Below are 13,008 nucleotides of genomic sequence, written 5' to 3' on the forward strand. Positions count from 1 at the left end.
TCTTTTGGTTTTCATTATCTTTAAAAGATGATAAAATAAGTAAGGATAAGTAGAAAGGAATCTCATGTTTAAAGAAATATACGTTAAAAATTTTGTTCTGATCGATGATCTTCATCTGGAATTTTCTGAAGGACTCTCTGCTTTTACCGGTGAAACTGGTGCCGGTAAAAGTCTTTTGATCGATGCAATCTCTTTATTGTGCGGAGCAAGAGCCAGCAGTGAATATGTTGCGATAGATAAGGATTATGCACTGATCGAAGGAGTCTTTACATTGGATGAGAAGCATCCGGCAGCAGTGCTATGTGAGGAGATGGGGATCGAATTGGAAGATGAAATGATCGTCACCAGAAAAATAAACAGTGACGGCAAAAGCAGCATCAAGATCAATCAGCGAAGCATTCCTTTATCATCGCTGCGTATGATCATGTCCCAGCTGATCGACATTCATTCCCAGCATGATACACAGTATTTATTGAATAAACAATATCATATCACTTTGCTTGATGAATACTGTCACATGGAAAAGAAGCTGGATGAGTGCAAAAAGAAGTATCAGAGCTATCAGAAGGCATTACATGCTTATGAAGAATTTCAGAATAATGAATTAAGTGATGATCTTGATTTTCTAAGGTATCAGGTCAATGAGATCGATCAGGCAGAATTGAGTGAAGAGAAGCTTTCTGACATGAATGAAGAGTTGAATCAGTTAAATAACTTTGAAAAGCTGAATGAACATCTTTCAAATGCCTATGAACATCTGACTAATACCGATAAAACTCTTGAAAATCTTTATGAAGCCATTCATTCGCTTGAATCATTAAAAGAATTTGAATGGGTCGATGAGCTGACTGAGAAGCTGAATGATTGTTACTATGAAATTGAAGAAGCTTCATCACAGATCAATGATCACCTGCAGCATTTGGATTATGATGAAAATCGTGTCAATGAGATCAATGAATATCTTTTTCTCTACAATAACCTTAAACGCAAGCATGGAAATAGCGTAAAAGAAATTCTGGAAAAACGGGATCAGCTCATGCAGCGGATCGAAATGATCGAAAATCGTGCAGAGATGCTTGAAAAGCTGAAATATCAGGTGGATGAAGCCTATGGCAGCTTTGAAAAGACGGCACTTGAAATTTCTGCGATTCGTAAGGAAAAGGCGAGATTGCTGGAAAATGAGATCATGAAGGAATGTTGTGATCTCTATCTGGAAAAGGCACGTTTTGAGGTTCGCTTTGAAGCGTGTGATGCGAATGTGCGAGGACTTGACAGGGTAGAGTTTTATGTTTCAATGAATCCCGGGGAACCTTTAAAACCTCTTTGTAATGTCGCAAGCGGAGGGGAATTGTCACGCTTGATGCTTGGACTAAAAACGATCTTTACGGATCTTACCTCGATTGAAACGATCATCTTTGATGAAATCGATACCGGTGTTTCGGGAAAGGTTGCTTTAGCTATCGGCAGAAAAATGCGTCAGATTGCCCAACGTCATCAGTTATTTGCAATCACCCATCTTTCCAGTGTCGCAGCCTGTGCCCACCATCATTATGTGGTAGAAAAGACGCAGTCTGCCGATTCGACAAAGACGCATATTCGTGAGCTGGACAAGGAAGAAATCATCGCTTCACTTGCCCTTATGTCTACAAATTCGATGAGCGAGAGTGCACTTATGGCCGCCAGAGAGCTTTATGAAAGTGCTCAGGTAAAATAAAGAATAAAGATATGACCTCCCATCCATACTAGATGTGGGAGGTTTTTATATGAAAAGAAAATATGTCATATTTCTACTTCTCCTAGGACTTTTTACGGTTTCCGTTCAGTCCAGAGAAGTTTATCTAGGCGGTGAAAGCATTGGCATTCAGCTGCAATATGAAGGTGTGCTGATTACTGCCACTTATCAGGTGGATACCAAAGATTTTTCGTATAATCCTTCACAGAGTGATATTCAAAGCGGTGATACGCTCAAGGAGATTGATGGCAGAAAGATCGACACCTTGGAACAGCTCAATGAAATTCTATTACAAAAAAAGAATCAGACAGTTGTATGTACCTTAAAAAGAAAAAATGAAATCATTTACCGTAATCTCAAGGTCATCGAAGATCATGGCAAGATCAAAACCGGCTTATTCGTAAAAGATGAGATCATGGGCATAGGTACCTTGACTTATATCGATCCTGCAAATTCTACCTATGGATCCTTAGGTCATGAAATCATCGATCAGGACACTAAACAAACCATTCGCTTTGATCAGGGAATCCTTTATACATCAAGCGTGAAAGATATACAAAAAGCCCAAATATCACGTGTTGGCGAAAAACAGGCCTTGATTCATTTTGATCATTCTATCGGTAATATTTTAAAGATCAGTCGCTTTGGTGTATTTGGAAACAGTTATGAACCTTTGTCAGAGCGTTTGATCGAAACAGCTTTACAGGAAGAGATCAATATAGGAAAAGCAACAATGTATACCGTATTAAATGATGAAAAAGTAGAAGCGATCGAAATTGAGATCATAAAAAAATATAAGCAGAGCGAAGCAGATATCAAAAGCTTTGAATTTGTGATCATTGATGCGCAAATATTAGAAAAAACAGGCGGTATCATACAGGGAATGAGCGGATCACCAATCGTACAAAATGAAAAGCTGATCGGAGCGGTCACGCATGTATCTGCCCAAAATCCTGCAACCGGCTTTGGTGTTTATATCGAATGGATGCTGGAAGAAAGCGACTAAAACCGACAATATGTCGTTTTTTTTCCATAAATCGTCAGCATTTGCACTTTTGAAAGCGTTCACGCTTGTTTAGTTGACGTATTTCGACACGAAATCCTATCATTACTGTTTTTTATCAGATATAATGAAGATAGGAGGACATAACAATGACCAATAAAATGAGTGTTTATGTCGTAGATGATAATAACGAAGGCTGTAATCGCATGAAGGATGAATTAAGAAAATCAGATCGGTTTGAAGTGGTAGGAAGCGCAAGCAACGGGGAGCAGTGCTTAAAAGAACTTACCAATCGCAGCATCGATTTTCTTATTTTAGATCTGATCATGCCTATTAAAGATGGCTTTCAGGTACTTAGTGAATTAAAGCAGCATCGTATCAACATCAAGCATATCATCGCCACAACTCCTCTTATCAATGACGCTATGATCGTTGATCTTCAGAAATACTCAATTGCCTATCTGCTGATGAAGCCTTTTGAGGTAAAACAGATTCTTAACAAAATGATCGCTATAAGTGGGGTTGAAACAAATGGTAATGTCATATCATTAAATGTTTCTGAGCGCGATAAGCTTTTGCATCTTGAATTAGAGAAGGATGTAACGGAAATTCTGCATGAAATCGGTATTCCGGCACACATCAAGGGGTATCTCTATTTACGGACCGCTATTCTTGAAACTTATGAAAATATTGACTTTCTGGGACAGATCACAAAGGTTTTATATCCGGAAATAGCACGTCTTTATGCAACGACATCTTCACGTGTCGAAAGAGCCATCCGTCATGCGATCGAGGTTGCATGGAACAGGGGAAATGTCGATGCCATTGACGAGATCTTCGGATATACGATTTCCGCAAGCAAGGCCAAGCCGACAAATTCAGAATTTATTGCGATGATATCCGATAAATTACGTTTGGACAATAAAGTAAAAAATAGCGACAGATATTATCGTTAAACCGTCATTGACGGTTTTTTTATTGGTAATTCATGTGAATCATATTTCATATTATAGATGTTAAATTAGATGTAAATATAAAAATATAAAATAATCATATCATAAATGATTGTTATATGATATAATTGATACAGCTTCATTCAGTTTGCTGATGATACTTGTGAAGAATGAAGATATCATTAATTTACAGAAATAAAGATCGTGATATAATACATAGTATGTGTCAGAGCAGGGAGGATGTATGGCAAGAGTCTTATTTCATATTGATTTAAATGCATTTTATGCCAATGCGGAAATATTAAGAAACAGTTCTTATGAAGGTGTGCCGCTGGTTGTCAGCGGTCTTTCAAGACGAGGGGTCGTCTGTACTGCCAGTTATAGTGCCAGAGAGCTGGGAATCCATTCCGCAATGCCGATCCAGCAGGCTCTTCAGATCTGTCCGCATTTGATAGTGGTACCTGTTGATTTTGACTGGTATGAAACACTTTCACAGCGTTTTTTTGATTATATCCGCGAATATTCGATGTATGTTGAACCTGTCAGCATTGATGAATGCTTTGTCGATGTCACAAGGATCATTCAAAACTATAAACGGCCGTTGGACCTTGCGTGGCAGATCCAGCAAGGCTTAAAAGAAAAAATCGGTCTAAGCTGTTCCATAGGGGTCGCACCGAACCGCTTTTTGGCGAAGATGGCGTCCGATATGCGCAAGCCTATGGGAATCACGGTATTGCGAAAACATGAGGTTCCTAAAAAGCTCTGGCCGTTACCTATTGAAAGTATGTGGGGAATCGGTAAAAAAACGGCACCAATCTTACGACAACATGGCATTGAAACGATCGGTGACCTGGCAGATGAGAAAAATGAAGCCATTGCCTTGCGTATCTTAGGAAAAAACGGTTATCATCGTATTGAAAATGCTCGGGGCAATGATTCCAATAAGTTAAGCTTTACGACCAGCGTCCAATCTATTTCACAAAGTACGACCATGAATCGTGATGTTGAAGATTATGATGAGATCAAGAATGTTTTAAAAACGCTGGCACATGATCTTTCACTGCGTGCCAAGGAAGAAAAGGTACAGGGAAAGACAATTTCTGTCAGTATTCGTTATGCTGATTTTTCAACGATCGTGCGTAGTTATACGATGGATCAAACGACTGCTGATATGAATACGCTGTTTGAATATGCACTTTTTCTTTTTGATAAGAATCACATCAGCAATCAGCCGATTCGTCATCTGGGAATCTCTCTTGGCTCGCTCATCGATCAAAATCATTCACTTGAACAGATTTCGATCTTTGAACCTCATGTCGTGACGCATGAGGATATATTAAATGAATTAAATAAGAATTTTGAGGCTCCTCTTTTAGTATATGCCAGTGATCTCTTGAATAAAAATAAATAACATCTGTGCCTTCTTTTGATCCATCATTTTTTCTATGGTAACGGCATAGACTGAAATATGAAAAAAATACATAAAAATCAGCTTCTTTTTATTCTGATCGTTTTATTTGGCGGTATCCTTATCGGATGTATCGGTTCCACTTTTCTGGAAATGGAAAATCTGAATCAGCTGGATGTGATCTTGCTTCCGATGAATGATGCCTTTGATCTGTATCCGACTTTTCTGTTTCAGTTTGCTTTACAGATGCTGTATATTATCGGTATAGTGATCTTAGGTACATCGATACTGGGAACCTTTCTGATTGCTTTTCTTTTATTTACGAAAGGTTTTCAGATCGGCTTGACTTGTATGATGTTCATCTATACCTATGAGCTAAAAGGAATATTGGGAATCTTTTTGACATTGCTGCCGCAAGTAGCTTTAGAAATGATCCCGATTGTGATTATTGCCATCTATTCTATAGAATCCAGCAATCACATTCTGTATTCTTGTCTAAATCCTCATAAGCTTAAATTGTCATTGGAGCTCAATAAAGGTTTAAATTACTTATTGCTTTCAATTGGCAGTGTTTTGATTGCCAGCTATTTAAAATCTACTTTAATTATCATGCTTATCCGTTTCTTTAATCAATTTTAAGTGATATAATAGATACGGAGGTTTTATGGAACTGAAGGAAGCATTGGAAAATTATCTTCATTATATTACTTCTGTTGATCAGAAAAGTCTTGCTACGATTTCGTCTTATCAGCACGATCTTGAAAGATATATCCATTATATGGAGTCAAATCATGTCCATGACATTGAAGATATTTCTTATGAAATGATTCATGGATACATATTGAATATGAATCATGGCTATGCTGCCGCAAGCGTAAATCATGCGATCACTTCGATTCGAATGTTTCATGAATATAGTGCGATTTCTTATAATATTCCGAATCCGACTATTTTTATCAAAACTAAAAAAAAGGAACAAAAGCTGCCGCGTTATTTGAGCGTTGAGGATGTCAATAAGCTTTTGGCTTATCAGAATGATAGCGATCAGGAAATCTGTGATGTAGCAATCTTAGAAACGATCTATGGATGTGGTCTGCGAGTAAGCGAATGTGTTTCTTTGAAGATCAGCCAGCTTTCCTTGGCACAGAAAGTTGTCAAGGTCATCGGAAAGGGAAGTAAGGAAAGACTGATTCCTTTAAATAGCAGAAATGTTGATGCTATAAAAAAATATGTGGAAATCGTTCGCAAAAAAAGGGATACGCATAAAAGTCCTTATTTATTTTTGAATCAGCATGGAAATCCATATGCAAGGGAACAGATACATACGATGCTGAAGAAAAGATGTCGAAGCGTTCAAGTAGATGAACGTATCAGTGCCCATTCTCTTCGCCACTCTTTTGCTACCCATCTTCTGGATGGTGGTGCAGATTTGCGCAGTGTTCAGGAACTTCTTGGTCATAGTGATATCTCTACGACCCAGATATATACACATGTCCAAAACAAACGTTTAAAAGATGCCTATGCATCGTTTCATCCACGAAACAGAAAGGATTAACATGAAATACAAACGTATATTTACTATTATTATTGACTCATTGGGTGTCGGTGAAATGCCCGATTGCAAAAAATTTGGTGATGAGAATGTAGATACGCTTTATCATCTTTCGAAAGCTGTCGATTCTTTTCATATTCCAAATATGCAGAAGCTGGGCTTTGCGAACCTGCATCCCATCGAACATGTGGAAGCGGTCGATGAACCGCTTGGCTATTATACGAAAATGATGGAAATCAGCAATGGCAAGGATACCATGACAGGACATTGGGAACTGATGGGATTAAAGATTACAACACCTTTTAAAACATTTACAGAAACAGGTTTTCCGAAGAGCCTTTTAGATGAGCTGGAAAAAAGGACCGGTCATAAGATCGTCGGCAATAAGAGTGCCAGCGGAACAGAAATCTTAGATGAGCTGGGTGAACATCAGATGAAAACAAATGATATGATCGTTTATACATCGGCTGATTCTGTTTTACAGATTTGTGGCCATGAAGAAACTTTCGGATTAGAGGAGCTTTATCGCTGTTGTGAGATTGCCCGCGAGCTTACGATGAAGGATGAATATAAGGTTGGTCGTGTCATTGCCCGTCCTTATATCGGTGACGGAAAGGGTCATTTCACACGCACGAGCAATCGTCATGATTATGCGTTGAAACCATTTGGCAGAACGGTATTAAATGAATTAAAGGATCATGGCTATGATGTAATTTCTGTCGGCAAGATCAATGATATTTTTGACGGTGAGGGTATTACGGAGGCGTATAAGTCAAAAAGCTCTGTTCATGGCATGGAACAGACCATTGAAATCAGCGAGAAGAATTTCAATGGACTTTGCTTTGTCAATCTTGTTGACTTTGATGCTTTATGGGGTCATCGCCGTAATCCTCAAGGATATGCAAGCGAGCTTGAAAAATTTGATGTTAAGCTTGGTGAACTTTTAAGCAAGCTTAAAGAAGATGATCTTTTGATCATCAGTGCTGATCATGGTAATGATCCTACTGCCAAAGGAACGGATCACACCCGTGAGATGGTACCGTTTGTGTGCTATTCACCATCGTTTAGCGGACATGGAAAAATGCCGCTTAGTCAAACATTTGCATCTCTTGGATGTACGATAGCTGATAATTTTGGTGTTAAGCTGCCGGATATCGGTGAATCATATTTGGAATATTTGAAATAATATAAATAGGAGGAATCTTTTATGTCGAATTGTGACGGATGCCCAAGTCAGGGCAATTGCGGTAAAAATCAGGATGAATGCGGTGTAAAGCTTAATCCAAACAATCATATCAAAAAGGTTATTGCTGTCATGTCAGGAAAAGGCGGAGTCGGCAAGTCAAGTATGACGACGCTTTTAGCTAAAGCGGCAAATGCCAGAGGACTTCATGTAGGTGTCATGGATGCTGATATTACAGGTCCTTCTATTCCGCGACTTTTTAATCTTCAACATGAAAAAGCATATGGAGATGGTCAGAAGCAGATCTATCCTGTTGTAGATGAAGATGGTATTAAGACCATGTCGATCAATTATTTGATCGAAGAAGAAAATACTCCTGTAATATGGAGAGGCCCGATTATCAATAGTGCGATCCAACAGTTTTGGAATGATGTGCTTTGGGGCGATCTGGACGTACTTTTTATTGACATGCCGCCAGGTACAGGAGATATCGCATTAACGATCATGCAGACATTGCCGGTGAGCGGAGTCATCATGGTATCGACACCTCAGCCGATGGTTTCGATGATTGTATCCAAAGCAATCAATATGTTGAATCAGATGAATGTACCGGTATTAGGTGTCATTGAGAATATGGCTTATGTAGAATGTCCTGACTGCGGAAAGAAGATTGAGCTATATGACAATAATGTAGATGAGTTTATTAAAGAGAATCATGTACCATTATTGGCAGAATTACCATTTAATAATGGAATTTCTCGATTAAATCATGAAGATCAGATAAATGAATCAGATACGGAAGCAATTAAGAAATGGATATTTCCGGTGGTTGATCAGCTGTTTGTCAATCAATAAATATAAAATAAAGAATGCTGTAAGTCACAGACATTCTTTTTTATTAAATAAAGATAAACAGATTTATAACATAATATAGATTATGCGAAGTAACGTAAGCCTCAATCTGAGGCTATAGATGTATGCTCTTCCTTATAAATTCTTTAGGGGATTGAAGTTGTTCTATAAGATAGTGAATCGCTGATATCCAATTAACAGGGATTTCTTCTTTATAGAAGAGTCTTTTTTCATTTGTAGAGATATAACGTATCTTTTCTTTAGGGTTGCGTATCACATGGATAGTAATCGTTTTAGAAGCAGAAAGCCCTTGTCGATCATGTGCATGATACGTTACTTCATATTGACCGATAACAGCAGTGTTAACATTCCCGCTATACGTAAGCGTATCTGATACATCGCCATCTTGTTCATCATATGCAGATACATTGTTGAAGTAATCAAATTCTTCATACTGGTAGATCGTAATATCTTCTGCCAGGATAAAAGGTGGTGTATTTCCCTGCACTACGGTGACATGTAAAATATTTTCTGCTTTTTTTCCGTCACTGTCTTTGACCTCAAGATGCAAGTCATATTCACCGGGGAGAGAAATATCAACAGGATGTTTCATAGTGACTTTATCTGTAATTATTCCATCTTCAGGATCACTTGCCTTTATGTATTCTTTAAAATTAAATTCATGTACTTGTAAGGTTGTAATCGTAGGATGGTTTAAAATTTCGATCATTGGCGGCTGATTGGTGTCAATGACATGAATCTTTAAAGCCTCTCCAGAAAAGTCTACCCAGTTTCCGGCAATCCATGAATCAAATGCATTTCCCTCAGAAACAACATTCCTTCCAAGCTTGCAGACACTGCTATTCCCTGTTTTTACCTTATAGTAGATTGTAGATTCATTGACATGACGATCATAGACATGAGTGAAGGTACTGCCTTCATCAAAAAAACGATTATATCCGTACATTGCATTACATAATGATGAAGCTTGTCTTATCTTTGAACTTTTTGCCGGTGAAATACGCTCAAAAACTGCATAATCAGCAACAGTTAATCTTGTATCATAAAGATTCGAAGATATCTGATACTCGATTTTGCCTTTTTTTAAGACGACCGGTGTAAGTATTGGATAGAACACATCTGTATATTTTGTAAATCCAAGGATATTGGAATGTACGGCAAGCTGTGCTTTATACGATTCATCAATTTTTAAATCTTTTAACGGAATATTAAAAGAAAATCCTACCTGATCATAATTATAGTAGCAGCTGCCACCCTGCTGATAATACTCATTCTCTTTACATCTTCGTACATTTAAGACCTTCATGGTATTTGTCTGTGAATTGTATGAAGGCTTTGAGTGATAGGTAATCTTATCATTGGCAGAAGTTAGGATCAATGCATAATCATGTGTTGATGATGTGTTGTAATGATGTGTATTTACAGCCATTCCCCACCCTTGTATCTGTATAGAGGAATCGGTGATCCTTACAGAAGTAATTTCAAAAGGAAAATTCTTTTTGTCTGTTGAAGATGCTTTGACAGGCATGGTAAAAAGGACAATAAATACAAATAAAAATAGTAGAAAAGTTTTTTTCATAAAATACCTCCTACTATTTTATATGCATCAAATGTTCAAAATTCCCAAAATTAATCTCGATTTCTGCTTCCGCGAATCAATAAAATACGCAGAATATTTAAAACTGTCGTAATCAATGCTGCAACATAGGTAAATGCTGCTGCTCTGAGCATCTTTTTCGAAGAAGAAATTTCACTATCCTCGATGATACCATTTGCTTTCAGCTGAACGATAGCACGACTGGAAGCATTAAATTCAATCGGTAATGTTACCAGCTGAAACAACATGATAAGTATTAGGGCGAAGATACCAAACATCAGCAAGAAATCAATATTCGATATGAGTCCGATAAAAATTGAAACCCATCCGAGCTGAGAAGCAATCTGTGTTGCCGGGAGCATCTTATTACGTAAAGCAATAAAGCCATAACCTTCAGCATGCTGGAGCGCATGTCCCACCTCATGGGCAGCGACAGATACACTGGCAATTGATGAATTGTAGTATATATCACTTGACAGATTAACAACCTTTTTCGTTGGATCATAATAATCTGATAATGTTCCTCTATTGCTTGGAACGATTGAAACGTCGTAGATACCGTTTCTTTCAAGGATCAGCTTGGCAGCATCACATCCGCGCATCTGATGAAGCGTTGGCATCTTACGATATTTTTGATAAGAGCTGGAAAGAAAAGACTGCGATATCATCATGATGACGATAATAAATATCCAAATGAAATAGTCCATATCTATTCTCCTTTCTTTTTATTCTATTATACCACAGTTAACAAATATTTATATGACAGAATCGTAACCGCAGATTAGAATCGATTTTCTTTTCAAATATGCATTTTCTTATATATAAAAAAGAAGCGCTGTGCTTCTTATTTAACTGCTTCTTTTAAAGCCTTGGCAGCCTTAAAACCAGGAGCCTTTGTTTCAGGAATCTGGATCGTTTCTTTTGTAGCAGGATTGATACCTGTGCGTGCAGCACGTGTTTTTACTTCGAATTTTCCAAATCCGCTGATATCTACTTTATTTCCTTCTACTAATGAAGCAGTAATCGTATCGAATACTGTTTCAACAGCTACCGTAGCATCCTTTTTTGTCATATCCAATTTATTTGCTACTACATCAATCAGACTTTTTTTGTTTAAAACTTCACTCATTTAAATTACCTCCGTGACAGGGGTATCATACCATTATCACAGACATTATTCAATCATTTTTAGGAATTTTCATAAAATTTTCACATTAAAGAACGATTGCGATAACATTGCCTTTTCCTTTATTTACCAGCTTTGTCAAAATATCCTGCAAACGGACGCGTGCGGTTTCCGGAATCATGGATAATTTTACATTCAGACCATCTTTGATCAGATCAGAAAGCTTACGCCCAAAAATATCTGATTCCCAGATTGTCTGTGAATTTTCACTGTCCCTTGTCAGATATCGAATCAATTCTTCGCTTTGCTGTTTGGAGCCTATGATCGGTTCAAAGCTGCTTTCGACATCTACCTTGATCATATGGATGCTTGGTGCAACAGCCTTCAGCTTGACGCCATAGCGGCTTCCCTGCTTGATGATTTCCGGCTGTGATAGCTCGATCTCATCCAGTGATGCACTTGCAAAGCCATAACCTGTAAGCTTCACCATCTTTAATGCATTGGAGATAGCATCATATTCCTTTTTAGCTTTTGAAAAATCCTGCATCAAAGAAAGCAATGAAGCTTTATCTACGACATCGACATGGATGATTTCCTTCAGGATTTGGCTGTATAAGCCTTTTTGTACTTGGATTTCGACATTGACATTACCGGTTCCGGGATCAATGCTGGCAAGATGCGATGACTCGATGTATTCATTTTCATTTAAAGCGAGGGTCAATGTTTCGACTTCCTTTAATTTTTCAATGATCGACATTCCCTGTTGGATCGAATCATTGATCGTCTTTTTCAGCCAGTGGCTCTTATCCAGTACATCGACCCATGTCGGAAGCTGAATGCTAATTTGAGCGACCGGAAATTCATACAAGGCTTCCTTAAGCAGCTGTAAGATATCGCTTTCCTCTAAACGGTTGACAGCGAGAGCTAAAACAGGAGCATGAACTTTTTCCTTTAAACGGGCAACGACATTTTCACATTGCGCAGAGGCAGGATTTTTTGAATTAACGATGATGATAAATGGTTTTCCGATCTGATCCAATTCTTCAATAACTTCCATTTCTGCCTGTAAATAGGCTTCTCTTGGAATATCGGTAATCGAACCGTCGCTTGTGATGACGATACCGATCGTTGAATGATCTTGAATGACCTTCTGGGTCCCTACCTTTGCGGCCTCATCAAATGGAATCGCATCATCAAACCATGGTGTACGAACCATTCTTATACCGTTTTCATCTTTATAGCCCTTTGCTTCTTCAATCACGTAACCCACACAGTCAACCAGACGTACATTGACCTTAAAACCATCTTCAAATTCAATTTGTGCTGCACTATTTGGCACAAATTTAGGTTCAGCAGTAAGGATCGTTCTTCCTTCGCCCGATTGTGGCAATTCATCCGTCATGCGGGCTTTTTCATATTCATCATGTACGTATGGAAGGACTGCCTTTTCCATAAATTTTTTAATAAAAGTACTTTTACCGACACGCACAGGCCCTACGATTCCTAAATATATGTCACCGCCGCACCTTTGTGCAATATTTTTATAGACTTCCAGTGTATTCATTTCAATCCTCCTAGTCA

General features: G+C 38.1%; 12 protein-coding genes. 8 read left to right on the forward strand and 4 right to left on the reverse strand.

What is annotated here, in order from left to right:
* Nucleotides 1-64 precede the first annotated feature (64 nt).
* The 8 genes from recN to Q0K35_RS09825 all read left to right on the forward strand — a co-directional run bounded on the left by recN (nt 65) and on the right by Q0K35_RS09825 (nt 8,686).
* Nucleotides 65-1,714 (forward strand): DNA repair protein RecN, encoded by a 1,650-nt coding sequence (gene recN, locus Q0K35_RS09790; protein WP_294562644.1) that lies wholly within the window; start codon nt 65-67, stop codon nt 1,712-1,714.
* A gap of 49 nt (nt 1,715-1,763) precedes the next feature.
* Nucleotides 1,764-2,738 (forward strand): SpoIVB peptidase S55 domain-containing protein, encoded by a 975-nt coding sequence (locus Q0K35_RS09795; protein WP_294562645.1) that lies wholly within the window; start codon nt 1,764-1,766, stop codon nt 2,736-2,738.
* Nucleotides 2,739-2,884: 146 nt separating this feature from the next.
* Entirely contained in the window at nt 2,885-3,691 is an 807-nt protein-coding gene (spo0A, locus tag Q0K35_RS09800; RefSeq protein WP_294562646.1) for a sporulation transcription factor Spo0A, read from the forward strand.
* Between the two features lie 241 nt (nt 3,692-3,932).
* On the forward strand, nt 3,933-5,099 hold the full coding sequence (gene dinB / locus Q0K35_RS09805; protein ID WP_294562647.1) for a DNA polymerase IV: 1,167 nt from the start codon (nt 3,933-3,935) through the stop codon (nt 5,097-5,099).
* A 57-nt stretch (nt 5,100-5,156) separates the two neighbouring features.
* Nucleotides 5,157-5,735, forward strand: a complete 579-nt coding sequence (locus Q0K35_RS09810; protein ID WP_294562648.1) for a stage II sporulation protein M — start codon at nt 5,157-5,159, stop codon at nt 5,733-5,735.
* A 25-nt stretch (nt 5,736-5,760) separates the two neighbouring features.
* Entirely contained in the window at nt 5,761-6,651 is an 891-nt protein-coding gene (locus tag Q0K35_RS09815) for a tyrosine recombinase (protein WP_294562649.1), read from the forward strand.
* A 1-nt stretch (nt 6,652) separates the two neighbouring features.
* Nucleotides 6,653-7,834: a phosphopentomutase gene (deoB, locus tag Q0K35_RS09820; RefSeq protein ID WP_294562650.1), complete on the forward strand. Its 1,182-nt coding sequence runs from the start codon at nt 6,653-6,655 to the stop codon at nt 7,832-7,834.
* Nucleotides 7,835-7,855: 21 nt separating this feature from the next.
* Nucleotides 7,856-8,686, forward strand: coding sequence for an Mrp/NBP35 family ATP-binding protein (locus tag Q0K35_RS09825; RefSeq protein ID WP_294562652.1), 831 nt, complete (start codon nt 7,856-7,858; stop codon nt 8,684-8,686).
* A 112-nt stretch (nt 8,687-8,798) separates the two neighbouring features.
* Here Q0K35_RS09825 and Q0K35_RS09830 read toward each other — a convergent pair whose 3' ends face one another.
* The 4 genes from Q0K35_RS09830 to spoIVA all read right to left on the reverse strand — a co-directional run bounded on the left by Q0K35_RS09830 (nt 8,799) and on the right by spoIVA (nt 12,991).
* Nucleotides 8,799-10,283 (reverse strand): immunoglobulin-like domain-containing protein, encoded by a 1,485-nt coding sequence (locus tag Q0K35_RS09830; protein WP_294562654.1) that lies wholly within the window; start codon nt 10,281-10,283, stop codon nt 8,799-8,801.
* A 50-nt stretch (nt 10,284-10,333) separates the two neighbouring features.
* Complete coding sequence (locus tag Q0K35_RS09835; protein ID WP_294562656.1) at nt 10,334-11,008, reverse strand: zinc metallopeptidase; 675 nt, start codon at nt 11,006-11,008, stop codon at nt 10,334-10,336.
* Nucleotides 11,009-11,145: 137 nt separating this feature from the next.
* Nucleotides 11,146-11,430, reverse strand: coding sequence for an HU family DNA-binding protein (locus tag Q0K35_RS09840; protein WP_071442736.1), 285 nt, complete (start codon nt 11,428-11,430; stop codon nt 11,146-11,148).
* 85 nt (nt 11,431-11,515) lie between these two features.
* On the reverse strand, nt 11,516-12,991 hold the full coding sequence (gene spoIVA / locus Q0K35_RS09845; RefSeq protein WP_294562658.1) for a stage IV sporulation protein A: 1,476 nt from the start codon (nt 12,989-12,991) through the stop codon (nt 11,516-11,518).
* Nucleotides 12,992-13,008 lie beyond the last annotated feature (17 nt).

The sequence above is a fragment of the uncultured Traorella sp. genome (genome assembly GCF_944327115.1).
In the GTDB taxonomy this organism is placed as follows: domain Bacteria; phylum Bacillota_I; class Bacilli_A; order Erysipelotrichales; family Erysipelotrichaceae; genus Traorella.

What these genes read in the sequence shown, in the direction of transcription:
- Q0K35_RS09840 (WP_071442736.1), bottom strand. Translation starts at nt 11,430, where the DNA reads ATGAGTGAAGTTTTAAACAAAAAAAGTCTGATTGATGTAGTAGCAAAT.
- spoIVA (WP_294562658.1), bottom strand. Translation starts at nt 12,991, where the DNA reads ATGAATACACTGGAAGTCTATAAAAATATTGCACAAAGGTGCGGCGGT.
- dinB (WP_294562647.1), top strand. Translation starts at nt 3,933, where the DNA reads ATGGCAAGAGTCTTATTTCATATTGATTTAAATGCATTTTATGCCAAT.
- Q0K35_RS09830 (WP_294562654.1), bottom strand. Translation starts at nt 10,283, where the DNA reads ATGAAAAAAACTTTTCTACTATTTTTATTTGTATTTATTGTCCTTTTT.
- Q0K35_RS09835 (WP_294562656.1), bottom strand. Translation starts at nt 11,008, where the DNA reads ATGGACTATTTCATTTGGATATTTATTATCGTCATCATGATGATATCG.
- spo0A (WP_294562646.1), top strand. Translation starts at nt 2,885, where the DNA reads ATGACCAATAAAATGAGTGTTTATGTCGTAGATGATAATAACGAAGGC.
- Q0K35_RS09795 (WP_294562645.1), top strand. Translation starts at nt 1,764, where the DNA reads ATGAAAAGAAAATATGTCATATTTCTACTTCTCCTAGGACTTTTTACG.
- deoB (WP_294562650.1), top strand. Translation starts at nt 6,653, where the DNA reads ATGAAATACAAACGTATATTTACTATTATTATTGACTCATTGGGTGTC.
- Q0K35_RS09815 (WP_294562649.1), top strand. Translation starts at nt 5,761, where the DNA reads ATGGAACTGAAGGAAGCATTGGAAAATTATCTTCATTATATTACTTCT.
- Q0K35_RS09810 (WP_294562648.1), top strand. Translation starts at nt 5,157, where the DNA reads ATGAAAAAAATACATAAAAATCAGCTTCTTTTTATTCTGATCGTTTTA.
- Q0K35_RS09825 (WP_294562652.1), top strand. Translation starts at nt 7,856, where the DNA reads ATGTCGAATTGTGACGGATGCCCAAGTCAGGGCAATTGCGGTAAAAAT.
- recN (WP_294562644.1), top strand. Translation starts at nt 65, where the DNA reads ATGTTTAAAGAAATATACGTTAAAAATTTTGTTCTGATCGATGATCTT.